The sequence below is a fragment of the uncultured Treponema sp. genome, from assembly GCF_945873775.1.
GTDB lineage: Bacteria > Spirochaetota > Spirochaetia > Treponematales > Treponemataceae > Treponema_D.
Genome location: NZ_CAMCEC010000002.1, coordinates 99,746 through 125,205, shown reverse-complemented (window position 1 = coordinate 125,205; position 25,460 = coordinate 99,746). Strand labels below are relative to the sequence as shown.

General features: G+C 40.5%; 26 protein-coding genes. 19 read left to right on the top strand and 7 right to left on the bottom strand.

Annotated elements, in window-relative coordinates; all coding sequences use genetic code 11:
• The first annotated feature begins 169 nt into the window (after window positions 1–169).
• Window positions 170–1,117, top strand: coding sequence for a site-specific integrase (locus Q0N70_RS02050; protein WP_294013101.1), 948 nt, complete (start codon window positions 170–172; stop codon window positions 1,115–1,117).
• On the opposite strand, the gene Q0N70_RS02045 is transcribed toward Q0N70_RS02050, so the two are convergent.
• Window positions 1,010–1,510: a recombinase family protein gene (locus tag Q0N70_RS02045; RefSeq protein WP_294013098.1), complete on the bottom strand. Its 501-nt coding sequence runs from the start codon at window positions 1,508–1,510 to the stop codon at window positions 1,010–1,012. The genes Q0N70_RS02050 and Q0N70_RS02045 overlap by 108 nt on opposite strands.
• 334 nt (window positions 1,511–1,844) lie before the next feature.
• On the opposite strand from Q0N70_RS02045, the gene Q0N70_RS02040 reads away from it, so the two are divergent.
• From Q0N70_RS02040 to Q0N70_RS02020, 5 genes are all read left to right on the top strand, one after another.
• Window positions 1,845–3,047, top strand: coding sequence for an ATP-binding protein (locus Q0N70_RS02040; RefSeq protein ID WP_294013095.1), 1,203 nt, complete (start codon window positions 1,845–1,847; stop codon window positions 3,045–3,047).
• A gap of 8 nt (window positions 3,048–3,055) precedes the next feature.
• Window positions 3,056–3,511 carry a GNAT family N-acetyltransferase gene (locus tag Q0N70_RS02035; RefSeq protein ID WP_294013092.1) on the top strand — a complete coding sequence of 152 codons (456 nt, stop codon included), beginning with the start codon at window positions 3,056–3,058 and terminating at the stop codon, window positions 3,509–3,511.
• Between the two features lie 415 nt (window positions 3,512–3,926).
• Window positions 3,927–4,385, top strand: coding sequence for a pyridoxamine 5'-phosphate oxidase family protein (locus Q0N70_RS02030; RefSeq protein WP_294013089.1), 459 nt, complete (start codon window positions 3,927–3,929; stop codon window positions 4,383–4,385).
• Entirely contained in the window at window positions 4,382–5,311 is a 930-nt protein-coding gene (locus Q0N70_RS02025; RefSeq protein ID WP_294013087.1) for a Sir2 silent information regulator family NAD-dependent deacetylase, read from the top strand. Before Q0N70_RS02030 ends, Q0N70_RS02025 begins: the two co-directional genes overlap by 4 nt.
• A 128-nt stretch (window positions 5,312–5,439) precedes the next feature.
• A complete protein-coding gene (locus tag Q0N70_RS02020; protein WP_294013084.1) occupies window positions 5,440–6,771 on the top strand; it encodes an AAA family ATPase in 1,332 nt (443 codons plus the stop codon).
• Here Q0N70_RS02020 and Q0N70_RS02015 read toward each other — a convergent pair.
• A complete protein-coding gene (locus Q0N70_RS02015) occupies window positions 6,744–7,781 on the bottom strand; it encodes a WYL domain-containing protein (protein ID WP_294013081.1) in 1,038 nt (345 codons plus the stop codon). The genes Q0N70_RS02020 and Q0N70_RS02015 overlap by 28 nt on opposite strands.
• 92 nt (window positions 7,782–7,873) lie before the next feature.
• On the opposite strand from Q0N70_RS02015, the gene Q0N70_RS02010 reads away from it, so the two are divergent.
• The 9 genes from Q0N70_RS02010 (at window position 7,874) to Q0N70_RS01970 (ending at window position 14,604) form a co-directional block, all read left to right on the top strand.
• Complete coding sequence (locus Q0N70_RS02010) at window positions 7,874–9,043, top strand: PD-(D/E)XK nuclease family protein (protein WP_294013078.1); 1,170 nt, start codon at window positions 7,874–7,876, stop codon at window positions 9,041–9,043.
• Window positions 9,044–9,105: 62 nt separating this feature from the next.
• The gene (locus tag Q0N70_RS02005; protein WP_294013075.1) at window positions 9,106–9,921 is read left to right on the top strand and encodes a hypothetical protein; all 816 of its coding nucleotides are present in this window, start codon (window positions 9,106–9,108) and stop codon (window positions 9,919–9,921) included.
• Window positions 9,922–9,997: 76 nt separating this feature from the next.
• Window positions 9,998–10,282, top strand: coding sequence for a hypothetical protein (locus Q0N70_RS02000; protein ID WP_294013072.1), 285 nt, complete (start codon window positions 9,998–10,000; stop codon window positions 10,280–10,282).
• Window positions 10,283–10,377: 95 nt separating this feature from the next.
• Window positions 10,378–10,788 carry a hypothetical protein gene (locus tag Q0N70_RS01995; RefSeq protein WP_294013069.1) on the top strand — a complete coding sequence of 137 codons (411 nt, stop codon included), beginning with the start codon at window positions 10,378–10,380 and terminating at the stop codon, window positions 10,786–10,788.
• 60 nt (window positions 10,789–10,848) lie between these two features.
• Window positions 10,849–11,397 (top strand): AAA family ATPase, encoded by a 549-nt coding sequence (locus Q0N70_RS01990; RefSeq protein ID WP_294013066.1) that lies wholly within the window; start codon window positions 10,849–10,851, stop codon window positions 11,395–11,397.
• Window positions 11,398–11,474: 77 nt separating this feature from the next.
• Window positions 11,475–12,254, top strand: a complete 780-nt coding sequence (locus Q0N70_RS01985; protein ID WP_294013063.1) for an FHIPEP family type III secretion protein — start codon at window positions 11,475–11,477, stop codon at window positions 12,252–12,254.
• 101 nt (window positions 12,255–12,355) lie between these two features.
• Entirely contained in the window at window positions 12,356–12,868 is a 513-nt protein-coding gene (locus Q0N70_RS01980; protein ID WP_294013060.1) for a hypothetical protein, read from the top strand.
• Between the two features lie 310 nt (window positions 12,869–13,178).
• On the top strand, window positions 13,179–13,649 hold the full coding sequence (locus Q0N70_RS01975; RefSeq protein ID WP_294013057.1) for a GNAT family N-acetyltransferase: 471 nt from the start codon (window positions 13,179–13,181) through the stop codon (window positions 13,647–13,649).
• A 118-nt stretch (window positions 13,650–13,767) separates the two neighbouring features.
• A complete protein-coding gene (locus Q0N70_RS01970; protein WP_294013053.1) occupies window positions 13,768–14,604 on the top strand; it encodes a protein-ADP-ribose hydrolase in 837 nt (278 codons plus the stop codon).
• Between the two features lie 22 nt (window positions 14,605–14,626).
• Here the strand turns inward: Q0N70_RS01970 and Q0N70_RS01965 are convergent, their stop codons facing one another.
• From Q0N70_RS01965 to Q0N70_RS01945, 5 genes are all read right to left on the bottom strand, one after another.
• On the bottom strand, window positions 14,627–16,114 hold the full coding sequence (locus Q0N70_RS01965; RefSeq protein WP_294013050.1) for a glutamate synthase subunit beta: 1,488 nt from the start codon (window positions 16,112–16,114) through the stop codon (window positions 14,627–14,629).
• Between the two features lie 20 nt (window positions 16,115–16,134).
• A complete protein-coding gene (gltB, locus tag Q0N70_RS01960; protein WP_294013047.1) occupies window positions 16,135–20,658 on the bottom strand; it encodes a glutamate synthase large subunit in 4,524 nt (1,507 codons plus the stop codon).
• A gap of 157 nt (window positions 20,659–20,815) precedes the next feature.
• Entirely contained in the window at window positions 20,816–21,193 is a 378-nt protein-coding gene (locus tag Q0N70_RS01955; protein ID WP_294013044.1) for a NusG domain II-containing protein, read from the bottom strand.
• Window positions 21,190–21,612, bottom strand: coding sequence for a HEPN domain-containing protein (locus tag Q0N70_RS01950; protein WP_294013041.1), 423 nt, complete (start codon window positions 21,610–21,612; stop codon window positions 21,190–21,192). The genes Q0N70_RS01955 and Q0N70_RS01950 overlap by 4 nt, the downstream gene beginning before the upstream one ends.
• Complete coding sequence (locus tag Q0N70_RS01945) at window positions 21,569–21,904, bottom strand: nucleotidyltransferase domain-containing protein (RefSeq protein ID WP_294013037.1); 336 nt, start codon at window positions 21,902–21,904, stop codon at window positions 21,569–21,571. The genes Q0N70_RS01950 and Q0N70_RS01945 overlap by 44 nt, the downstream gene beginning before the upstream one ends.
• A 113-nt stretch (window positions 21,905–22,017) precedes the next feature.
• Here Q0N70_RS01945 and Q0N70_RS01940 point away from each other — a divergent pair, with 113 nt between their 5' ends.
• From Q0N70_RS01940 to Q0N70_RS01925, 4 genes are all read left to right on the top strand, one after another.
• Complete coding sequence (locus tag Q0N70_RS01940) at window positions 22,018–22,731, top strand: hypothetical protein (protein WP_294013034.1); 714 nt, start codon at window positions 22,018–22,020, stop codon at window positions 22,729–22,731.
• Window positions 22,732–22,815: 84 nt separating this feature from the next.
• Window positions 22,816–23,898, top strand: a complete 1,083-nt coding sequence (locus tag Q0N70_RS01935; protein ID WP_294013030.1) for a 6-phosphofructokinase — start codon at window positions 22,816–22,818, stop codon at window positions 23,896–23,898.
• Complete coding sequence (locus tag Q0N70_RS01930; RefSeq protein ID WP_294013026.1) at window positions 23,888–24,739, top strand: alpha-hydroxy-acid oxidizing protein; 852 nt, start codon at window positions 23,888–23,890, stop codon at window positions 24,737–24,739. The genes Q0N70_RS01935 and Q0N70_RS01930 overlap by 11 nt, the downstream gene beginning before the upstream one ends.
• Window positions 24,740–24,747: 8 nt before the next feature.
• Window positions 24,748–25,404, top strand: a complete 657-nt coding sequence (locus Q0N70_RS01925; protein WP_294013023.1) for an ECF transporter S component — start codon at window positions 24,748–24,750, stop codon at window positions 25,402–25,404.
• Window positions 25,405–25,460: the final 56 nt, after the last annotated feature.

Genomic DNA, 25,460 nt, shown 5'->3' with positions numbered 1-25,460 from the left:
TATTTTTGTTTTTTCTAGTAACCCTTTCCGCAATCTCCCCCAGCTTCTTCTCCACCCATTCCCCGCTGAATTCCGGGAATCTGAGGCGGGGCGCGTTATCGCTCTTGCCGCACCTTGAAGAGTTTTTTAAGCCTGTTTTTCTCCATAATGCAAAATGGAGGTGTCAATTATGACAGGAAACACTCAATACAAAACTCTTGTGAACGAATGGCTAAAGTGCAAGAGACCTATGGTTGCCGCATCAACCTATGCGAATTTTGTGCTTATTTCAGAAAATCATCTTGTTCCTTACTTTGGAAAAAGAAAAATCAGTCTGATAACAGAATCTGAAATTCAGCATTTTATTCTTCATCTGCATTTAAATGGCAGAACAGACGGAAGAGGCGGACTAAAACTAAAGACAATCCGGGACATAATTCTTGTGCTGCGGCTTTCGCTAGTTTTCGCCTACAAGGAAAAACTGACTCAGCCCCTGAACTGGGAGCTAATTGAATATCCGAAGGACACGACGAACAGAAAAATAGTTTCCCTTTCAAAAGACGAGGAACAGGAACTGATTCAGCTCATTTATCTGAAACTGAACCGCAAGACAGCAGGAATTCTAATCGCCCTTATGACAGGAGTTAGAATCGGTGAACTGTGCGGACTAAAAATGAAGGACATCTCGCTTGCCGAAAAAACTTTGGCAGTGAACAGAACTGTGCAGCGCATATATAACAAACAAAAACAGAAGTCGTACATAAACGTCGGACTGCCAAAAACTTCCAGTTCCGTCAGGACAATTCCGCTTCCATCATTGCTTGTAAATATAGTCAGAAAATTCTATACGGAAAATCCGGAACATTATTTTCTGACTGGAAAAACAAGCCCGACAGAGCCAAGAACATACAGGCAGTTTTTCTTCAGGTTTTTAAAGCGGAACAATCTTAAACAGGTAAAGTTCCATGAAATCAGGCACACATTCGCCGTAAGATGCATCGAAATTCCGGACTTTGACATCAAGTCGCTTTCAGAAATTCTCGGACACAAAAACGTCTCGTTCACGTTGAATGTTTACGGAAGCGCAAACCTGAAACAAAAGATCCGCTGCATGAACCTGCTGAATGACTTGCTGTGATTGATTAACGATTGCGGACAAAAAAACGATTTGTCCATCTTTGATATTTTCTTCATTATTTATTTTCTTTCGTTGTTCAAAATGCCGAATAGCGAAAGACAGAATTTTCTCAAAATAAATTCTGTTCAGATTGCAGCAGATTATTATCTTTACAAAAAAATCCTTGGAAAGCTTTAGAGCATCAAGCTCCGCGCAGATTATCAGGTCGCCGCTCTGCACGTGATTCAGCAGGCCTCCGAGCTTGCGCTTGTCATAATTTTTTGTTCCGCTGATTGTCTCCTCAATCCAGCCGTCAATCTCAAGATTCTCTTTTCTGCAGAAATTTCCGATTTCAAAACGCTGATTCTCAACCGTCTGCTTGTCCGTGCTCACGCGGATATAACCATATGTCATTTTGTACCTCTACGACTATTGTAAATGAAAGATTGAATCCGTCTCCGAAAGAATCTACAGCCGCCTGAAAGACGACCTGAAAAGCGGCATCATCGAGGGAATCGAAAAGGCGATTGAAGAGATTTAAGTGCAAAATATTTACGGACAAGGATTTTAGCACAGCTTCATCGTTTTTTCCGATAAACTCCAGAGAGATTCGCAAGTGCTGCAACCCTTAGCACATCAGGTTCTTTCCATCAAAAAACAACACAAGCCCCAGCTTTTCACAAAAAGTTTGGATTATATTCCAAACTTTTGCTTGTTTTTACAAAAACTTTGGAATATAATCCAAACTATGAGTGATATATTGCGTCTGGAATTTCTAGAAAAACTCAAAACTTACAAGGACAAGCACATTATCAAGGTGATTACGGGAGTCCGCCGCTGCGGAAAGTCAACGCTTATGAAAATGTTCCGCAATTATCTTCTTGAAAATGGAATTTCAAAAGAGCAAATTGTCTTTCTTAATTTTGAGGATTTCGACAATTACGAGCTTTTGAATCCGAAATCGCTTTATGAATTTCTGAAAAATAAAATCCAAAAAGACAAAATGACATACATCTTTTTCGATGAAATTCAAAACGTAACGGATTTTCAGAGGGTTGTGGACAGTCTTTTTCTGAACGAAAAAATCGACATCTATATAACAGGCTCGAACGCATATCTTCTTTCGGGCGAGCTTGCAACGCTGCTTTCAGGCAGATACATAACGATTGAAATGCTTCCGCTTTCGTTCAAGGAATTTGCCTCCGTGCAGAATCCGTCGCTTTCGCTTTCCGAAAAATACAGGCTTTACGTTGAGCAAAGCTCTTTTCCCTACACGATGAACCTTGACGGCGACAAAAATGAAATTCTCGACTATCTCGGCGGTGTTTACAGCACAATCGTTCTGAAAGATGTTGTCTCGCGCTATAAAATCAGCGACACAAAAATGCTTGAAAGCGTTGTGCGGTTTATTTTTGACAGCATAGGAAGCCCCGTCTCGACAAAAAAAATCGCAGACACAATGGTTTCATCAGGAAGAAAAATCGACTCAAAGACAATCGAAAAATATATCTCAGCTTTGCAGGACTGCTACATTGTCTACGAGGCAAAACGCTACGATGTGAAAGGCAAGCAATATCTGAAACTTCTCGAAAAATATTACGCTGTTGACATCGGGCTTCGCTACCTGCTTTTGGGGCAAAAAGCAAACGACACAGGCCACATTCTTGAAAACGTGGTTTATCTTGAGCTTATCAGGCGAGGCTACAAAGTCTATGTCGGAAAAATCGGCGACATGGAAATCGATTTCGTCGCACAAAATCAGGAAGGAAACACGTACATTCAAGTTTCGGCGAGCGTAAGAGATGAAAACACGCTTCAAAGAGAACTCCGGCCGCTCCAGCTTGTGCGCGACAGCTACCCTAAGCTGCTTTTGACGCTGGACGACGACCCGACCGCCGACTTTGACGGAATCAAAAAAAAGAACGCAATTGAATGGCTTATGGGAATTTAAATAAAAAAATGACAATTATAATAGAAGAAATCAAAAAATCTGAACGTTCTGAAAATCTTGTGACGAAGCTTTTGGAGATTTGGGAAAAATCTGTCCAGGCGACGCACGCATTTTTGTCGGAAGAAGAAATCCTGAAAATTAAGGAATATGTTCCGGGCGCGATTTGTGGTGTTGAGACGCTTTTGGTTCTGTTTGATAAAGGCGAAAATTCTCCTCTCGGATTTATGGGAATCGAGGGGGAAAAAATCGAGATGCTTTTTCTTTCGCCTGACGCGCGCGGAAAAGGATTCGGCAAAAGGCTTGTTCAGCGTGGAATCGAAATTTTTTCGGCGGAGGAAGTTACCGTGAACAAGCAGAATCAAAAGGCAAAGGGATTTTACGAGCATCTCGGGTTCAAGACGTACAAGACAAGCACGACCGACGAGCAGGGAAATCCGTATCCGATTGCATGGATGAAATTGTGAAAGCGTTTGCGGCGTAACTTTTTGGGAAATTACGTCCGCTCGACGGGCGTTAAAATAACGTAAGGCGAAATTGCTTGCGGTCAAAGAAAATCAAAATAACGTTTTATGAAATTGTTCCAGTTCGGCGAGCGTTAAAATAACACAAAGCGAAATTGCCTGCGGTCAAGAAAAATCAAAATAACGTTTTTCAAACTCGCTACATTTCACCGAGAATTACTTTAACAATTCAAAAAAATCACGAAAATTCACAAGTCATCATCTTGTTTCTGAAAATCATAAATTTTCATCAAAAATCAAAACCGAAGAGACTCTTTTTTTTCTAATTCAAATCTTGACTTTTAACTTTTCTGTCATTATCTTCTTAATTGTAACAACAAAGATTACAACACTATCTCTCATACAAACGGAGGCTTTTATGGAACTTTGCGAACTGGCGGCTTATCTTGAAAAAGTTGGCTTGCAATATATGGCGACAGTCGGACTGGACGGAAAGCCGAAGGTGCGGCCGGTTCAGTTCATGGCAGAATACGACGGGCGGCTTTGGTTCTGCACGAACAGTAAAAAATCGATGTACGCGGAGCTTGTGAAAAATCCCTGGATTGACTTGTGCGGCTCGAAGCTGCTTGAAAACGAAATTCAGACGACATGGATTCGTCTGAGCGCGGAGGCGGTTTTTGAGGAAAATCTTGAGGTCAAAAAAATAATTATGGAAAAAAGCGCGATTGTGCATGAGCTTTACGAAAACAACGCGGAGCATACGCTGTTCAAGGTTTTCTATCTTAAAAATATCAGGGGAAGCCTGAACAATCTTGGACACGTAAAAGGTCTTTCTAAACGCGCGGATTTTGCCAAGCCGAAGGAGTTTGAATTTTGAGCGGATTTGAAAACATCTCAAACGAAGAAATCACAAAATTTCACGAGATTTTGGATTCTGCGGAATGTGTTGTGGTTGGTGCCGGGGCCGGACTTTCTGCAAGCGCGGGATTTTCTTACAGCGGCGGGCGGTTCAGAAAATATTTTTCGGACTTTGAGGCGAAATATCACTTTCATGATATGTATTCCGGCGGTTTTGCGGATTTTTGCTCGCTTGAAGAAAACTGGGCTTACTGGAGCCGGTTCATCTACATCAACCGCTACATGCACGCTCCTCTTCCGGTCTACGAAAAACTTCTTGAACTCGTGCGCGCCAAGGATTATTTTGTAATCACCACGAACGTTGACCACTGCTTTCAGAAGGCAGGCTTCGACAAAAAGCGTCTTTTTTACACGCAGGGCGACTACGGACTTTTTCAATGCTGCGTTCCGTGCCACAAAAAAACTTACGACAACGAAGAGATTGTAAAAAAAATGCTCGTCTCGCAAGGATTCGAATTTAAGGACAGCGAAAACAAAAAAGACGGCGGCCTTATTTTTCCGGAAAATCCTTTGAAAATGGAAATTCCATCAGAACTTGTGCCTCACTGCCCTGTCTGCGGAAAACCGATGTCGATGAATTTGCGCTGCGATGAGACTTTTGTTGAGGACGACGGCTGGCACGAAGCGGCAAGACGTTATCAGGATTTTCTTGAAAAGCACAAGAATGCAAAAACGCTTTTTCTGGAGCTTGGAGTCGGCGGAAACACGCCCGGAATAATAAAATATCCGTTCTGGAATCTAACCTACAAAAACAAAAACGCGTTTTATGTTTCGCTAAATATGGAAAAGGAAGAAATCCCGATTGAAATAAAAGCGCGCTCGGTTCTTATAAAAGGCGATATTTTCAGGACGATTGGGAATCTTGATGGGATGATAGAGTTTTAATGGATAAATTTTGAAGAAAAGCATAATTTTTGCTTATACAATCTTGAAGAAATGCACAAAATGACATGTATACAAATTGAAGAAACGCACATTTTATGATACAACATAATTATATCCGGGGTGTAATTATGTATTTTGAAAGAAAAGCCTACCAAAAACTTTTGGAATGGAAAAAGAATTATTCCTCTGAATATGCTGTCATGCTAGAAGGCGCGAGGCGTGTCGGAAAATCGACCATTGCGGAAAACTTTGCCAAAAATGAATACAAATCGCACATTCTGATAGATTTTTCGAAGTCGTCAGCAAATATTCTTGAATGTTTTGACGATATAGGAAATCCTGATGTGTTTTTTCTGCGTCTTCAGGCGGAAACAGGAACAACGCTTTATGAACATGAGTCTCTGATAATTTTTGACGAGGTGCAGCTTTTTCCGAAGGCGCGTCAGGCAATTAAGCACCTCGTGGCGGACGGAAGATACAGTTATCTTGAGACCGGCTCGCTCATTTCGATACGGAAAAATGTAAAGGACATTCTGATTCCGTCAGAGGAAATGAAAATTCAGGTTTTTCCTATGGATTACGAGGAATTCTGCGATGCGACAGGAGGAAATTTTGAGCTTCTGCGTCAGATTTTCGGTTCCAAAAGAGCAATCGGTCAGGCGACAAACCGCAAACTGATGAGGGATTTGAGAGTTTACATGGCGGTGGGCGGAATGCCTCAGGCGGTAGAAGCATATATAAATGGAAAGAATTTTTCGGAAATTGACATGATAAAAAGGCAGATAATCAGTCTTTATGAAGAGGATTTCAAAAAGATTGATCCATCGGGAAGAATATCGGCATTGTATCATGCGGTTCCGGCTCAGCTGGCAAAGGACGCAAGAAAATACAGGATTACCACGGCAATCGGAAAAAGAAATAACACCAAAGCGGATGAATTGCTGTATGAGCTAATCGATTCCAAGACAATTCTTCCGTGCTACAATTCCACAAATCCAAGAGCAAGCCTTGCCGACACAAAGGACTTCAACAGCTATAAATTGTATCTTTCCGACACAGGTTTGTTTGTAACGCTGATGTTTATTGACCGACCGGTGACGGAAAATAAACTTTACGCAAAACTTCTTTCGGATAAATTGCCGGCGAATCTTGGCTATCTCTATGAAAATCTTGTTGCGCAGATGATTGCAGCGTCCGGAAGGGAACTTTATTATCACACTTGGGAAAAATCCGGAAGCACTCATTATTACGAGGTCGATTTTCTGATTTCCGACGGAAGCAAAATAGATGCGTTTGAAATTAAATCTTCCGGCTCAGGAAAGCATGAATCAATAAGCGAATTTTGCAGGAAATTTTCGCAGAATATCAGCAAGGCATATTTAATATCACAAAAAGACGTGGGAAACGAAGAAAATCTGCTGCTGAAACCGTTTTATCTCGTGCCGTTTCTGGCGGAATAAAAAGGTTTAAGATTTTCGTTCATCTCTAAAACAGTATTCTTCCAACTATCCACAAACCACTGCGGACTTCTCGGTATTGCGTTTTCTCCCTGTGCCAGAATCCATTCTTTCACCTTTAGCCACTGTGCAGCAGAAAATTCAATTCTCGTTTTTTCTTCTTTCGCTATATCTGTAATTTTTTGGTTATCCGCCCAAATACAATCTTTCACATATTGTCTTGCATCGCCGTAAAAATCGATTACAAAATCAACAGAATCTTCTGTCATAAACGCTCCAAACTTTCCGCCGCCACTTCTTGAATGAAATTCAAAATCTTCCGGCAAATCAAAATGCTCTTGTGTAATAATAAGATTTTTGATCCTGTTTAAGTAAAACATTCTTTCAGCATCTTTGTTCAAATCATAACCGAATAAAAAGCACATTCCGTCATCCATAAGAATCTGGTACGGAGCAATCCGACGGCGTGTTGTTTCGGAATTCCATCTGCCGTTGTAGTCAAATTCGACAATCAGGTTTTCTTGCAAAGAACGCAAAACTTTTTTCCATACTTCTTCATCTGTTATAACTTTTGGAACTGGCGGAACTGCGATTCTTTTCAAAAGGCTGCTTTTCCCAATTCTTTGTGTGTCGATAACAAAATCAATGACATCAGAAATCGCCTTATAGACAGGGCTGCCTTCAAAACTAGAAAGCAATGTTTTTGCGGCTGAAAGATAAAAAACATCTTCGGAAGAAATATTGTTCAGCGCGAACTCAAAATTATCATCACTGTAATAATAGCCGCCTTTCTGCCGGTCAAACTCCAAAGGCGCATTAAAATAGGTACGAAGCATATCAATGTCGCGGTTGATTGTAGCCTCTCCGACTTTGCTGTAGCCTGTCTGCTCACAATAAAGCCGCTGCAAGCACAGGTTGTCGGGATAAAGTCCTGATTTAATAGCATTGTGAATAATAATAAGTCTTTCAAGCATTTTTTTATTCAACTGGCGTGTCTGTTGTTTCTGTTCCATATTGTTATTATAGCACGGTTCGCTATCATTTCGTGATAGCGGAAGAATTAATTTTTCATAATAAGATTGTGATATTGTGTTATAATAAATATATGGTTGAAGTAAGTTTAGAACCGTTATTCCAATCAATCAAACCATTTGTGATTGAAAATCAAAAACAACGAAAAGAGAAAGAATTAAAGGGTGAATTTTTTAATATTTTCTCCATATTAAATATGGAAAGGGATGAAGTTCATACACATTCATCATTTATTGCAGAATTGTTAAATCCAAAAGGTTCTCATGGATTAAAAGATGAATTTTTAAGATTATTTATACAATACATTCCATTGAATGATATAGATGTTACTACATTAAATACTAAATCCGCAATCGTAAAAAAAGAAGAATATATTGGCAAAAAAGATGTTATAAAAGAAACTGGCGGAGATATTGATATTCTAATTAATTTTTTCTCTCCCAATTACACGATTATCATAGAAAATAAAATTGATGCTGGAGATCAAGAAGCACAATTAGCTCGTTATAATAATTATGCTAAACATCTAAATCATAGTTTTACTCTGTTTTATTTAACAAAAGATGGACATGAACCTTCTTCATGGTCTACAGGTTTAAAAACAGAAGAGCATTATTGGGAATGTATTTCATATAAAAATGAAATATTTAAATGGCTTAAAAGATGTTTAGATATTTCAAATAGCTTTCCACTTATTAATGGTTGTATAAAACAATATCAAAATTTAATTTTAAAACTTACAGGTCAGGAGCTTAATCAAACTATGGATAAAAATATTACGCAACAAATGTTGAATCATAATCTAGAAATGTTAGCAATTTGGGAAAATTGGGATAATTGGATTTACAGCATTGCTGAACAAGTAATAAAAGAAGTTGCGAAAAAAACAGATTGTGAATGTAAAGGTGATAATGAATCATATCCATGGTGGCTTTGGGATAATGATTGCTGGGTAGCTTTTATACCGAAAAATAATCCAGATATTAAAATATGGTTTGGCAAAGAAAAAGGAGATTCACCATATTATTATCTTGAAAAAAAAGGTATTACAACTCTTCAAACAAAGTTAGAATGTATGGAATATAAGTCATCAAAAGGTACTCCGTTCGGCTCTAAATATTTAGATTCAAAATATCTGAGATGGGATTTATGTGTAGCCCAAGCGATTGTTAATGGAGAGTTCAGAGATTATTTGTGTAATTGTATAAATGAAGTATTAAATGACCCAAACTTTCCAAAATAATTTCTTTTCTATCATGATTTGATAGCATTATCTGTTATCATTTTTTTAGAGGTTCAGAATTTATGTCTAAAAAATTTAAGTATTCAGACTTTGAAAAACAGAAAAATAAAGAACTTGAATCCTTGTTCTCTGATTGGATAAAGCAGCTTTCAAAAAATAAAACTCCCATAGATAATGGGAACAAAGATAAAACTTCACCAGCTGCTTGCTTTGCAAAAGATGGTTTCTTTCCTGGTTATTTTGATGGAAACAATTTAAAAGTTTGCTTTATCGGACGAGAAACTCGTTTAATTGGTGGCTATGATTTCAGAGATACCACTAAAGAGTTTTTTGAAGAATATTATAGCAATAACAATAACTGGTGGCGGCATCTTCTTTATATCATCTATGGAATTAAAACTAAGGGTGAATATAAGTTTGAAGAAATTCCAGATGCTTTGGAAATACTAAACGAAATGTATGATACTAATAAGTATGGTTTTGCTTCAATCAATATTTCAAAATACAGCAATGATGATGAAAACAATTGGCAGACAAACGTTAATTTAGTTCACCGCTTCTTAAAAGATTCTGAACTGGAAAAAACAAATTTCTTTCAAAAAGAATTAGAGATTTTAGATCCAGATGTTATTATCACCGCAAATTTATGGGACATTATTGAAAAAGAGTATATGAATCTTTGTTTGTCAGAGTCAAATTTTCCAGAAACCAAACACATTATCCATGATGGAGAAAGTGTCGCTGAATATGGTAAGTATAATTTAAATGGCAAAATGATTGATTTCATAGACTTATATCACTTTTCCGCCAAGAAAAGCGACAAATACTGTTATTATAATCCTGTTATGAAAGTATTATTCAATAAAAACAGAAAATAAATTTTCTCCGTTATCGCGATATGATAGAGCACTGTGGTATTTTCTATCACAGTGCATTTTTTTTACGGAGGCTAATATGACTGGAATTGAAATGAGTATCATACAAGCATTGTCAAAATGTGGCGGAAAATCCAGATGTGTATCTTCTGCTACTGTAATAGGAGAAGTGCTTGCTAAGTATTGTGCAATTGGTGATGAAAAGATTTATTCGGCAATACTTAATATGGCAAAACAAGATGATTCACCAATACTGATTCAAGCAAAAGATAAGAGCAAAGAAAATGTCTTTGAATTAGCTTATAGATATACTGAGGTTAAATTATCTAAATTTGGTGAAAAATCAAGATTTTCAAAAATTTAAAAATATTTTTTTCCGCTATCGCGATATGATAGCGGAATCTGTTATAAGTAATCCAACATTAAATAAATAGTTGCTTTCGCAACGTTGGAGGACTTATGAAAAAACTCATTTCTTTGTTGGGGCTGTTGCTTATTGCTTCAGCAGTATTTGCACAAAAGTTCGAGCTGAAAACTGCGGATAAAACGCCATGTACAATTACTCTCAATGGTGATTTTATTGTCATTGAAGAAACTTTATTTGGCGGTTATATAAACCGTATCACAATCCCTAAATCACAGTTTACTTCCACAAAAGCAAAAATCGATTCTGAACAAGGCGGTAAATCTGTAATCAATAATCAGCCTTTTATGGAATCTGGTGATGTAATTTACATCATAGAAGACCAGAAAAATCCATCAATCGTTGGATTCCTTTCTGGAAGAGCTGTTTATCAACAGAATCCAGTTATTGGTATCTGGCTTTACAAAAAAGATATAGCTGCAATAGCTAAAAAATTGAAACTGTAAGCATTTCTACTTGCACGCGCTTCATTTTTCTATGTGAGGCGCATAATCAAGGTGGTTTCTATGAGCAAGATTTATCTGAAAAAAGTGAACCTTATTGGTTACAAAACTTTTAGTAAATCCGCAACAGTTGAATTACAGAAAAACCTAAATATAGTATTTGGTCCATCCGGCTGTGGAAAATCAAATCTTTTTAGTGCTATAAATTGGGTTTTATTCGATAACAATACACCAAAGAAGTTTGTAGATAAAATTCTTTTTCAAGGTAACGAAGAATTGCAAAAAGCAGACTTTGCCGAGGTGTCGTTATTTTATGGTGAAAAATGTGAGCCGTCTGATGAAGATATAATCATTACCCGTCGGTTAGAAAGAAATGGCAAGGAAAGTTTCTTCATTAAGAATAAGCGATTATCAGATTTTGAAAGTTTAAAAGAACAAGTAAGTAAACTTAATTTGCCAACTTTATGTATTCTCGATAATTTTGATAAGAATAAAAAACATTGTAAAACATCAAAAATTTATTCAGAAATCGCCTTTCGAAGCCAATGTGAGCAGACTGTTGTTGTTTATATCGCAACAAGAATATACGTAAATTCTCAATTGGCGGTTTAATTGGCATTTCTCATTGCGAAGGTACAACACAGTCTTATTGCATGAATATTGTTTTGTAGTTTCAGGGAAGTCAAACTATGAAAATTTTTTTTATTTCAATTACTAATTATTTTAAAGCATTATTCGCAATTATTGCAGGAGTTTTATTTCCTTTGTCTCTTATTTTGTTTGCATATCCAAAACTATTAGGTGAAATAATAGTTTTCGGGTTTTTCCTATTGTCCATAATTATTTGTGCTCTTATCAGGAAAAGAAAAATCAAACTGGATGTTTTGGAATTATTGACAATTTTTGCATTGATTGTTTATATCCAAGTAATTCATATTACCCTTTTAGCCCATGAATCAAATGTTCATCTTCTGATAGTAAAACTAGCTGAATTCAAACTTGGCACAAATGATGAAATAACAGCTGCTTTTTCAAATTTAATTATTGTCAGTTATTTGGTGATTTCAATCTTAGGTATTACCTGTCGGCATATTTCAGAGGCACATAAAGAATTCTCTCAAGATACATTAAATACAATGTTCATTGATATTGATAACAGATTAAAGAAAACTCAATTAACAGAAGAACAAGCAGTTTATGAAAGAGAAAAGATAAAATCAAATGCAGATTATTATTCAGATCGTGACGGTGTATTCAAAACAGTTTTCAAATGCATGGTTGCTTATATTATCTTAACTGCAATTCATTTTTTTGCTGGAATAGGTTCTGATATGTATATTCGTAAACTAATCCTCTCGGAAGCTTTTGGTAAAAATATTCCATTAACAATTGGCGCAGCATATCCTTTTATTGTCTTGTTTGTTCTTTTTGCAATTACTTGTTTCTGGAGCAAAAGTGAACAAACGTAATAAAAAGAAACATCTTCAAAAATTATGCTTGCGTTTTGTATGACTACATATATCAATTATTTAGGCGAGATAATTTTATATCAATAAGATGGGAGAATAATATGAAACATTTAGAATGGAAAAATTTTCACAGTGAGATTTTATTTTCATTGTTAAGCCGCAGCTACACAGTCTCAGATTTACAAGTTACAGAAAATTTTTATAAACAGTTTTATAATTTTATTGGATTAACAGAAGACGAAACAAATGTTTTTTGTTCAGATTTGGAAAATATTGAATACACAACAAATGAAAAACAAACTTTTCTTTTTATTCAACGTGCAAACAAGGGAGTTCTTTTTGAAAACAACCTTGATACAAAATATTCAGATGAAACAGAACTGAAAAAAAACTACAAAAGAGTTATTTCTGATGGTACAAATATTATCAAAATTGTTCGTTTTTTTCATAAAAAAGATGATTGTAAAAAATGTTCATATCAATTAAATAATTCAGTCTTTATTACTGCAGAGCAGTTATCTGATTTCTTTATAGATTGGTGTTATTCACAAGAATATGAATCGCTCGCTACAGGTATGTACCGTCAATATGCAAAAAAATTATTGAGAATGTAAAAAAATCCAAATTCTCTCCGCATAGTCATAAGAATAAGCCAGTTGCCTTTGGGATTACATTACAGAAAATATAGTTTCTTGAAGAAAGTTACAAATTTGAATTACAAAATCTCTAATAAAACCACAAATAAAATCCGTGTTTTTCATACCAAAAAATCTTTGCGTTTCTGATAAAAGTCGATATTTTCGATATAATAAAAAAGTTGAATATATGCGGTTGAGTTTTGCGTATACAACTGCGAAGCAGATGAAGCGGACAAAAAGCCATCCGGAAATTTAAAATCTGAACAAACTCAAAATGGAGCAAAAAATGACAATACGAAGAGCGAACGAAAAGGACATTCCTAGAATTATTGATTTGTTGGGACAGGTTCTGCAGATTCATGCGGAGATTCGGCCGGACATTTTTATTCCGGGAATGACAAAGTACACAAACGCGGAGCTTTCGCAAATGCTAAAGGACGAGTCGAAGCCGATTTATGTTGCCGCAGACGAGAACGGCATTTGCATTGGCTACGCTTTTTGTCAGATTCGCGAGCAGCCGTTTTCAAACAACATGGTGCAGTTCAAGTCGCTTTTTATTGATGATTTGTGCGTTGACAAAAGCACTAGAGGCCAGCACATCGGTGAAAAACTTTTTGAACACGTGAAAAGCGAGGCGAAAAGTCTTGGCTGCTACGAAGTTACGCTCAATGTGTGGGCAGGAAACACTTCGGCGGAAAAATTCTACGAGAAAATGGGGCTAAAGACAAAAGAGCGGCAGCTGGAATATATTTTGTGAGTGGGAAAATTTTGGATTTGGAATGACGGCAAGTTGCCGCTCGGTTTCGACAGGCTCAACCAGCGTGACGACTTCCAAAAACTTGATTGAAAATTAAAATCGAATCGGAAAAGACAAAATGACACAGACTGAAAGACGCGAATGGCTGATAAAGTATCTTCTTAACGAGCCGAATTCGCCGGATGAATACAAAAAAATCGAGATTCCGCCGAACGAAGGCAAAGACGTGCAAAAAGATTTGCTACGCTCGCTGATGAATGTGCGTCCGCCGCGGCCGGTTTCAGAAGAATTCTTTAAGATTCAGGATGAATATTTAAAAGAACGCAACAAAGAACGCGGAATCACCGATATTGCCACGCTGAAAAGCGTTCCGTCGGACAAAAGGCTTTTTTTGTGGCAAGGCGACATCACAACGCTGAACGCAGACGCAATTGTGAACGCCGCAAATTCCGCGCTGCTCGGCTGCTTTGCCCCGCTCCACGCGTGCATCGACAACTGTATTCACACATTCGCCGGAATTCAGCTGAGGCTTGCGTGCAACGAGATTATGCAAAAACAGGGCGCGTCTGAAAAAACTGGAAGCGCGAAAATCACGCCGGCGTTCAATCTGCCTTCAAAATACGTTCTGCACACGGTCGGTCCGATAATCCGCGCCGCAGTAACCGAACGCGACAAAATCCAGCTCGCTTCGTGCTACACAAGCTGCTTGAACCTTGCCGCACAAAACGAACTTGAAAGCGTAGCGTTCTGCTGCATTTCAACAGGTGTTTTCAGATTTCCGCAGAAGCTCGCCGCACAAATCGCCATAAAAACCGTGAAAAACTGGCTCGATGAGAACAAAAACTCAACTGTAAAAAAAGTAATTTTCAACGTGTTCGCAAGCAAGGATTTGGAGATTTACAGGGAAATTTTGGGAAAAAAGCCGGAACTGGCACAAGGCGAATGCTTAGGCTAGTCCGGCTTATTTTTTATGTGAGCTATAAATTTGAATATCCCATTAGGTATTCATCTATCTCCCTTGCGCATTCTCTTCCTTCCGCAATTGCCCAGACAACAAGCGACTGGCCTCTGTGCATGTCGCCTGCGGTAAAGACTTTGTCCGTTCCGGTGAAGTATGAGTTTGCGCCGGAAGTTGCGACTGTGTTTCTTGCGGAAAGCGGTGCGCCGAATACGTTTGCGGTGTAGTCCTCGCAGCCGAGGAATCCCGCGGCAATCAGAATCAGGTCGGCCGGAAGTTCTTTTTCGCTTCCTTCGATTTCGCAGAGAGTGCGTTTTCCGTCCACGTTCTTGAATTCAACCTGAACTGTTTTTATTCCGCAGACTTTTCCGTCTTTCTGATAAACTTCCTTGATTGTCGTTTTGTAGACGCGCGGGTCATGTCCGAACTTTTCGATTGATTCCTGTGCGCCGTAGTCTGTTTTGAGGACTTTTGGCCACTGCGGCCACGGATTGTCTGGCTGGCGTTCCGTCGGAGGGCAAGGCATCATTTCAAGCTGGGTTACGCTTGCCGCTCCGAGCCTTATGCTTGAGCCTGTGCAGTCGTTTCCCGTGTCGCCACCGCCAAGAATCACCACGTGCTTTCCTTTAGGATCAAAGAAATTCCTGTCCGAAAAGTCTGAGTCCAAGAGGCTTTTTGTAACGCTCTTGAGCCAGTCCACGGCGAACATTATTCCCTGCGCCTCGCTTCCCTGGGCAGACAGAGGACGCGCTTTCTTTGCTCCGCAGCACAAGGCGACCGCATCATATTCAGAAAGAAGCTGCTTGGCATCCACATTGCGTCCGACATCGGCGTTTGTTATGAACGTGACTCCTTCCGCCTTCATAAGCTCGACTCTGCGCTCTACAATTTTTTTGTCCAGCTTCATGTTCGGAATGCCGTACATCAGAAGTCCGCCGATTCTGTCATCCCTCTCGTAGACGGTTACATTGTGTCCGCGCCGGTTCAGCAAATCCGCGACAGCAAGTCCGGCCGGTCCTGAGCCGATTACCGCGATTTTTTTGTCACTTCTGACTTTCGGAATCTGCGGTTTCATGTAGCCTGACTCGAATGCCTTCTCGATTATGTAAAGCTCGTTGTCATGGATTGTTACGGCTTCATTTATGTCGCCGCCGTTTCCGCAGTTGCAGGCTTTTTCGCACAACGCGGGGCAGACTCTTCCTGTGAATTCCGAGAAGCTTGAGGTTTTCAGAAGCCGCCATGCCGCCATGTCGTACTGGCCTTTGTAAAGCGCGTCGTTCCATTCAGGAATAAAGTTGTGCAACGGACATCCCGTCACCATTCCTGCAAGCTTGATTGCGCTCTGGCACATCGGAACTCCGCAGTTCATGCATCTTGCCGCCTGTTCCCGCCGTTCCTTGTCGTCAAGATAATTGTGGAATTCCTTGAAATTCTTTATGCGTGAAGATGGCTCAATCCAGGAATCCTCAACGCGCTTGTATATCATAAATCCGTCGTTTTTACCCATAGTGTACCCCTGACTTTTTCCTATGCAGTGAGCTTTTTAAAAGCTTCAAGAACTGCCTCATCGTGATTCAAACCGCGCTCTTCGCCTTTTGCGATTTCCGTCATCATCTTCTGATAATCATTAGGAACGATTTTCTTGAAGTGCCTGATGTAGTTGTCGAAGTCCTTGAGAATTTTCTTCGCAAGCTCCGAGCCGGTCTCCTTTGCATGGCGCTGAATCAAGTCCTTTATGATTTCAATGTCGTGGCTGTCTGAAACTTCTGTCATTGAAACAAGCTGCTTGTTCAGTCTCAAATACAAATCGTGGTTCATGTCCAGAACATAAGCTGTTCCGCCTGACATTCCGGCGCAGAGGTTCTTTCCTGTTCCGCCCAGAATTACTGCGGTACCGCCTGTCATGTATTCAAGTCCGTGGTCGCCGCAGCCTTCTACAACCGCAACCGCCCCGGAATTTCTTACGCAGAACCGTTCGCCGGCAATTCCGTTTATGAACGCGCTTCCGCTTGTCGCTCCGTACAAGGCAACGTTTCCGATGATGATGTTTTCTTCGGCCTTGTAAGCTGCTTTTGCTGAAGGGTGGACTACGATTTTTCCGCCGCTCAAGCCTTTTCCGAGGTAGTCGTTTGCGTCTCCTGTAAGGTTCAGCGTGAGGCCTTTCGGAATGAACGCGCCGAATGACTGTCCGCCGCCTCCCATGCAGTTTACAACGTAGCTGTCTTCCTCAAGCGATGAGCCGAAATTCTTCTGGATTTCCGAGCCGAGTATTGTTCCCACGGTTCTGTCCGTTGAGGAAACTGAAAGCTCAAAAACACCTTTCCTTGCTTTCTTTGACTTTTCAAATGCCTTTAAAAGCTTTGACTCGTCTACGGTTTTTTCAAGCTGGAAGTCGAAAATGTCCGCTGGCTCAAAGTGTGTCTTCGCGTCTTCCGGAGTTTTCCATCCGATGATTCTGCTCATGTCCACAAGGTTTGCCCTAGGGAACGCACTTTTTTCCTTGAGAGCAAGAAGCTCCGTGTGTCCGCACATCTCGTCAATGCTGTGGAAGCCGAATTTTGCCATGATTTCGCGCAGCTCTTGTGCAATGAACTTCATGAAATTCTCGACGTATTCAGGTTTTCCGGTGAAGCGTTTTCTAAGCTCGCTGTTCTGGGTCGCCACGCCGAAAGGACAAGTGTCAAGATTGCACACGCGCATCATCGCGCAGCCCATCGTAATCAGAGGAGCTGTGGCAAATCCGAATTCCTCCGCGCCCAAAAGACAGGCAATTGCAACGTCGCGGCCGCTCATAAGTTTGCCGTCCGTCTCAATCACAACGCGCGAACGGAGTCCGTTCTGAATCAACGTCTGGTGAGTTTCCGCGAGCCCTAATTCCCACGGAAGCCCCGCATGGTGAATTGAAGAAATAGGAGCCGCTCCGGTTCCTCCGTCGTGTCCGGAAATCAGAATTACCTGTGCGCCGGCCTTTGCAACACCAGCCGCAATCGTTCCGACGCCCGCCTCAGAAACAAGCTTGACGGAAATTCTGGCAGCACGGTTCGCGTTCTTCAGGTCGTAAATCAGCTGCGCCAAATCTTCAATTGAATAAATATCGTGGTGCGGCGGCGGCGAAATCAAAGAAACACCAGGAGTTGCATAACGGGTCTGCGCAATCCAAGGATAAACTTTTTTTCCAGGAAGATGTCCGCCTTCTCCGGGCTTTGCTCCCTGCGCCATTTTAATCTGAATTTCCTTTGCGCTCAGCAGATATTCTTCCGTAACGCCAAAACGTCCAGACGCAACCTGTTTGATTGCGGAATTCGCCTCAGTTCCAAGACGCTCAGGTTTCTCACCGCCCTCGCCGGAATTTGATTTTCCGTGCAGATGGTTCATCGCCAAAGCCATGCAGCGGTGCGCTTCCTCGGAAATTGAACCGTAGCTCATCGCGCCAGTCTTGAACCGTTTTACAATTTCAGAAACCGGCTCAACTTCATCTATGCTGATTTCTTTTCCTTCCGGGAAACTGAATTTGAGCATCGCGCGCAAAGTGTGGGGATGAGAATTGTCGTCAACCAGTGCCGTGTATTCCTTGAATCTTTCGTAGGTTCCTGTGCGGGTGGCTTCCTGCAATGCGATAATCGTTTCAGGTGAATAAAGGTGATCCTCGCAGGTAGGACCTCGGCGCAGCTTGTGGTTTCCGACCGAATCAAGGTGGGTGTTCACGGCAAGTCCGAGCGGATCAAATGCCTTGTTGTGATGGAAGTTCACGTCCTCGTCAATTTCTTTAAGTCCGATTCCACCGACGCGGCTGACTGTGTTTGTAAAATATTCGTCGATTACGTCCTTGCTGATTCCGATTGCCTCGAAAATCTGCGCGGACTGATAGGACTGGATTGTCGAGATTCCCATCTTTGCGGCGATTTTTACAATTCCGTTTATGATTCCCTTGTTGTAGTCGTCGATTGCGGTGTGGTAATCCTTGTCCAAAAGCTTCTGGTCAATAAGCTCGGCGATACATTCATGCGCAAGATAAGGGTTAACCGCGCGCGCTCCGTAGCCCAAGCACATCGCAGCCTGATGGACGTTTCTGACTTCCGCAGATTCAAGGATAATTGAGATTGCCGTGCGCTTTTTTGTGCGGATCAAATACTGCTCGACTCCGCTTACAGCAAGAAGGCTTGGAACGGCAACGTGGTTTTCGTCAACTCCGCGGTCGCTCAAAATGATTATGTTGCTTCCGTTGTGATATTCACGCTCGATTGCGACAAAAATATTGTCCAGCGCCTCTTTAAGCGAAGTGTTCTTATAATACAAGAGCGAAACAACTGCGGTTTTCAGTCCGGGGCGGTTCAGGTTTTTAAGCTTGAGCATATCGACGCCGGTCAGAATCGGATTGTTTATCTCAAGAACCGTGCAGTTCGCGCTTTTAGGCTCAAGGAGATTTCCGTCTGTTCCCACATAAACTGTCGTGTCTGTGACGATTTTTTCACGCAGGGAATCAATCGGCGGATTTGTAACCTGAGCGAACAGCTGCTTGAAGTAGTTGTAAAGCGGCGGATGCTTGTCGCTCATAACCGCAAGTGGCGTGTCTATTCCCATCGCTCCGGTCGGTTCAACTCCGTTCTGCGCCATCGGAAGAATCATCTCGTTCACATCTTCGTAGTTCCAGCCGAACGCACGGTACATTATGTCGCGCTCTTCCTGCGTGTAGACCGGAATTTTCTTGTTCGGAATCACAAGATCCTTCAGCTTCAGAAGATTCAGGTTGAGCCATTCGCCGTAAGGATAAAGATTTATGTACTGCTTTTTTGCTTCCTCATCGGAAATAAGACGCTTCTGGACTGTGTCAACAAGAAGGATTTTTCCGGGCTGAAGGCGAGATTTTTTCACGATGTTTTCTTCCGGAATGTCAAGAACTCCCACTTCTGAAGAAAGAATGAGCATATTGTCTTTTGTGATGTAGTAGCGGCTTGGGCGGAGTCCGTTTCTGTCAAGAGTTGCCCCGACAAAATCTCCGTCGCTGAAAAGAATTGCGGCAGGTCCGTCCCAAGGCTCCATCATCGTTGCCCAGTAATGGTAGAAGTCGCGCTTCTGCTGGCTCATTGTCCCGTCGTTTTTCCATGGCTCAGGAATGCAGACCATGACGGCAAGCGGAAGAGGCATTCCGTTCATCACAAGGAATTCCAGAGTGTTGTCGAGCATTGCGGAGTCAGAGCCGGTCGCGTCCACCGCCGGAAGAATCTCACGCAGCTCCTCGTCCTTGAAAACCGGGGAATCAAGAGTTTCTTCTCTTGCCAGCATTCTGTCAACGTTTCCGCGTATTGTGTTGATTTCTCCGTTGTGCGCGATGAATCTGTTCGGATGCGCCCTCTGCCAGCTCGGCTGTGTGTTCGTGCTGAATCTTGAGTGGACAAGCGCAAGGGAGGAAGTGTAGTCCTCGGACTGAAGGTCTTTGTAGAAAGTCCTGAGCTGCTGAACAAGGAACATTCCCTTGTAGACAATCGTGCGGCTTGAAAGCGAAGCGATGTATGTGTTCAGGTGCGAATGCTCAAACTGACGGCGCAGAATGTAAAGCTTGCGGTCAAAGTCAATTCCGCGGCTGATGTTTTCCGGACGCTCGATAAAGCACTGCATTATGCAAGGCATACAGTCTCTTGCGCGCTGACCAAGAACATCGGGATTTACAGGAACTTTTCTCCAGCCGAGAAATTTGAGGTTCTCCTTTTTTGCAAGGACTTCAAGCATTTTCATCGCCTGCGAGCGGATGTATTTGTCCTGCGGAAAGAAGAACATTCCGACGCCGTAGTCGCGCGCTTCCTTCAGCTCGATTCCCTCCTGCTTTGCCGCCTGCTTAAAAAACTGATGCGAAATCTGAACAAGAATTCCAACGCCGTCGCCGGTCTCGCCGGTCGCATCTTTTCCCGCGCGGTGCTCCAGCTTTTCAACTATGCAAAGCGCGTTGTCCACGATTTTGTGAGTCGCCGTACCGTCAATGTTTACAACCGCCCCGATTCCGCAAGCGTCATGCTCAAATGACGGATCATACAAAGTTCTGTTTTTTTCAGTCATAGTAACCCCTTGCATAAAAAAAAGGCGCTTTGCAAAAAACAGACACTTAGCCTGTATTTTACAAAACGCCTTCGTTTCGTTCTTTAAACTATATAAAAAATCAAATAATTTATCAAGAGATTGACAGAAAATATTGTCAAAAATATTGCTGGCGGATTTAATTTGAAACTGCGTCAAAACCGCTTTCTTTGCTTTTTCCTTCTATATTAATGAATATTCCGTTTGGCAGACAGGCGGCCCATTGTCCGTGCGTGCTTATTTCTCCGCTTTGAATGCAGTTTTTATTTTCGCAAGGTGAATCTATGAATTTTGCTTTTCCGCTTTCAACTTGAATTGAGCTTTCTCCAAGAAGTCCTTTGAATTTATAAATTCCATCTTTTGAAAGGCTGTAGATAAATTTTTCGCTTGGAGTCTGCACAAAAAGTTCCGCCGCCTTTTCATTTTTTTTGCTGAACAAATTGAAAAACGAAAGAAAAATCACAATTAAAAAAATCAAGACAAACACAATGTCGAATGGTTTTAAGCGCAAGTTCATATAGATTTTTTTATAAATTCAAGAATTGTTTCTGCGTATTTTATGGCATTTTCGGTGTCAATTTCTGATATTTCCAAAGGGTATGGGTAGCGAGATGTAACAGAGTAGTTTTTTAATACAGCGCATTCAAGCGTTAAGGAGTCAAAATAATTCGAAATATTTTTACAATCGTTTTGTAAAAGCATTAAGTCATGGGTTCTTTTTACTTCGTGGTTATTTTTTATTAAAAATGCTTTTAATGCTTTTTCGGCACATTGCTGGCAGTGATAGCAAATGATTTCTAAAGGCTTTGGATGCATTGAGCAAAGATATTTTGCGGATGATATATCTTTGTTTGCATATTCAATCCATTCTTTGGCAGTTCCGTATATTTCATTAGGCATATATTTTAATTCCCTTGTTGAAAACTTCTTTTTCAATATATGGCAATGAACTTCGTTTTTTAAAATCACTTTGGCTGCCTACTAGAATGTCTACTGGTCGTTTTTGGTTTTTGCTTACCGCTATGTTTATTTTGGTCATTGCATCTAAAGGCCGCATTGTGTTGTCTGGAATTACAACATAAATATCAAAGTCGCTGTTTTCTGAAGGAGTTCCATTTGCATAAGAACCAAAAAGAAATATTTCTTTTACAGAAACTACACTTAAAATTGATTTCGTTATTTCTTCTAGTTCTTGCTGAATTTCTTTTGTTATAACTTTTTCTTTCATTAAATCAAATATAACATATATCGAATGAAAAATATAGTTTAGTTTTTTCACCTGGTAAACCGCAATGTTTTTACGCTGAAATTTCCGCGGAAATCTGCCGAAATATTTAAAATATGGCTAAGAAAAATTCTTTGAAAGTTGTTTTTGATTCTCCTGTTGTGCTTGTTTTTTCTGTTGTTTCAGCGGCGGTTTTTGTTGCTGATTTGATTTTAAAGCTCAATGTTTCCGAAAAAATTTTTGAATGCCATGGAGCAAAATCTGTTCCTGCGTTCGACTTTAAATCGGCGTTGGATTATGTAAAGCTTGTTATTTATCCGTTAGGCGGCACAAATTCAACTTCTTTCTTTTTGAATACTGGATTTATTCTTTTGCTCGGCCCTGTATTGGAAGAACGTTACGGCTCGGTTATGCTTGCCCTTATGATTTTTATAACTTCCCTTGTGGGCGGAGTTTTGACGGCTTGCGTTTCAACATTTGGAATTTCTGGATGTGGCGGAATTGTCTTTATGATGATAATTCTTTCGGTTCTTTCTGTGTTTATAAAAAAGCAGCTTCCGGTTTCATGGGTTTTTATTTTTGCCCTTTATCTTGCGTTCTCTCTTTTCAGCGGAAAAAAAGTTTCAGGATTTATGCCATTTATGCAGGAAAGCATTCCCGTTTTTATTCAGCTTGCGTCTGGAATCTGCGGAAGCCTTTTTGGATTTTTTGTCTGCCCAAAGAAACGTTCTTCGCAAACCCAGAAAAAGCAGCAGGAAAAAACAATTGAAAATGAGCTTGAATATTCTTCCAGCAGCGATGAAACTATAGTTGGAAACATCAGTTTGTAGCAAATTTTCTTTTAACCTTTTTTTAACTTTTTGCGCTATGGGTTTGTCTTTTCTAAATGCAATAATTGATATATAATTCAGTTTATGGAATGCAAGGTAAAAAGATTCGGAATTCTTACAAGTGGCGGAGATGCTCCTGGACTTAATGCTGCAATAAGGGCTTTGTGCCGTGCCGCAAAAAATAAGTATAATATGGAAGCTGTGGGAATTTTCAACGGCTACCGCGGGCTTATAAACGGAGACATGAAGGTTCTTTCTGAAAATGAGCTTTCTGGTCTTATAGCTCAAGGCGGAACAATTCTTGGAACTTCAAGGGAAAAGCCTTTTAAAAATCCTGTTGTGAATGAAGCGACCGGTCTTTTGCCAGTTGAAGCCATAAAAGAAAACTACAAAAAATGGAATCTTGATGCTCTTGTTTGTATCGGCGGAAACGGAACGAACACAACTGCAAGCCTTTTGTTTCAGTCTGGATTGAATGTAATTGGACTTCCAAAGACAATTGACAACGATATTGAAGGCTCTGATGTAACATTCGGATTTTATACAGCTTTGGATGTTGCGACTGATGCGATTGACAGAATCCACACTACAGCCTGCAGCCATGGCAGAGTTATGATTGTTGAAATCATGGGACACAAAGCTGGATGGCTTGGACTTTATTCAGGAATTGCTGGCGGCGGAGATGCTATTTTGATTCCAGAAATTCCTTATGATATAAACAGCGTTGCAAAAAAAATAAAGGAACGCAAAGCTTCTGGAAAGAATTTTTCGATTGTTGTTGTTGCAGAAGGCGCAAAGTCAAAAGAAGAATCTTTGCTTGACAAAAAAGCTTTTAAAAAGGCGAGGGCGGCAATGCAATGTTCTATAGGCGCAAGAGTTGCAAAAGAACTTGAAGAAGCAACTGGCTTTGAATGCCGTGCGACTGTTGTTGGCTACTTGCAGCGCGGAGGAACACCATCTCCTTATGACCGCCTTCTTTCCACACAGATTGGAGCTGCCGCCGCTGATTTTCTTGCTCAGGAAAAATTCGGAAATCTTGTTGCGGTTCAGAATGGAAAGATAAAGCCAGTTCCGCTTGACTGTGTTGCTGGAAAAGTAAAAAATATTCCTCTTGATCATCCTATGCTAAAAACTGCCAGAGACTTGGGTATTTGCCTTGGAGACTAATTTTAAATGCCGGTTCTGCGCTGAATGCCTTGGATTTGGCTGCGCTGGCGAGCTTCCCGGAATGGGCGGTGTAAATGTAAATAAAAATTTCATTTTGAACTGTGCCACTTGGAAGAAAATAGATTTCGGTCCGTTTGACTTTGGCAAAAAAGAAATCCGACTTGCTCCTATGACTGGCGCGGTTGAAAATGTAGGCTACTCTGACGAAAAGCAATTTTACTTTGACTTGATAAATGAATGTTCAAAGTTTGGAACAAAGCTTAGCATTGGCGATGGCGTTCCAGACACAAAGTTAAAGTGGGGAATTGAAGCCGTTCAGTCAGCAGGAAAAAAAGCGGCGGTTTTTATAAAGCCTTACAGCAACAAAAAAATTCTTGAGCGTTTTGAGTGGGCGCAAAATATTTCTGAATATTGCGGAATCGACATTGACGCATACAATATTGCAACGATGCGGAACAAAGTTTATCTTGAAAAAAAAGATTCGTCTTTACTGATTGAACTGAAAAAATATTTTTCAAAAAAAGGAATTCCATTTGTAATAAAAGGAATTTTTACAGATGAAGATTTAGAGCTTGTTAAAGAAGTAAAGCCGGATGTTGCTTTTGTTTCAAATCACGGCGGACGCATTGAAACACGTGAGGGCAGTTCCGCAGAATTCCTTTGTGTAAACTTTAAAATGCTAAAGTCAAACTGCGCGGAGCTTTGGGTTGACGGCGGAATACGTTCCTGGAGCGATGTGTTTAAAGCCCAAAGCTACGGAGCTTCAGAAGTTCTTGTTGGACGACCTTTTGCTTCTGCTCTTTGCAAAAAAATTTCTTTTGATAATATTTTAAAAAATTGAGGTAATAAATGAAAAACGAAAATAATTCCATGAACTACAAAATTGCTATGGCTGGCGTTTTTTCTGCGCTTAGCATTATTTTGAGTTTTACGCCGCTTGGATACATTCAGCTTGGAAGCGCAATTCAAATAACTTTAATGCACATTCCTGTAATTCTTGCAACTCTTTTGGCTGGGCTTGTTCCGGGGCTTGCAACTGGATTTATCTTCGGTGTTTCTAGCCTTGTAAAAAATCTTATGACTGGAGCCGCCGCGAGTCCGTTTTTTATGAATCCGCTTGTTTCTGTTTTGCCGAGGCTTCTTTTTCCTGTTGCTGTCTGGGGAATTTTTACTTTGCTCAATTTTATTCCGCGTATGCCAAAAATTATAAGCGGTGCTGTTGCTGCTGCACTTGGAACTTTTATTCATACAGTTCTTGTTATGGGCGCGATTTTTATTTTCTACGGAAACATTTTTCTTCCGCTTGTTCTTGGCGCAATTGAAAAAATCGGAATCAGCACAGAAAATATTTCAGGCTTCAAGGCGTTTGCCGCGATTATTGCAACAACGATGATTACAAACGGATTTTTTGAAGTTATTTGCGCGGTTGTCCTTTCATGCGCTGTTCTTGGAAGTGTTTATGCTGTCGGCTCCAGAAAGTCAAAGATTTCAAAATTTGAAGAATAGTTTTTCAACCTTAAAACAGAATTGACTTTTTATTTTCTTATGGATATATTTTTGCT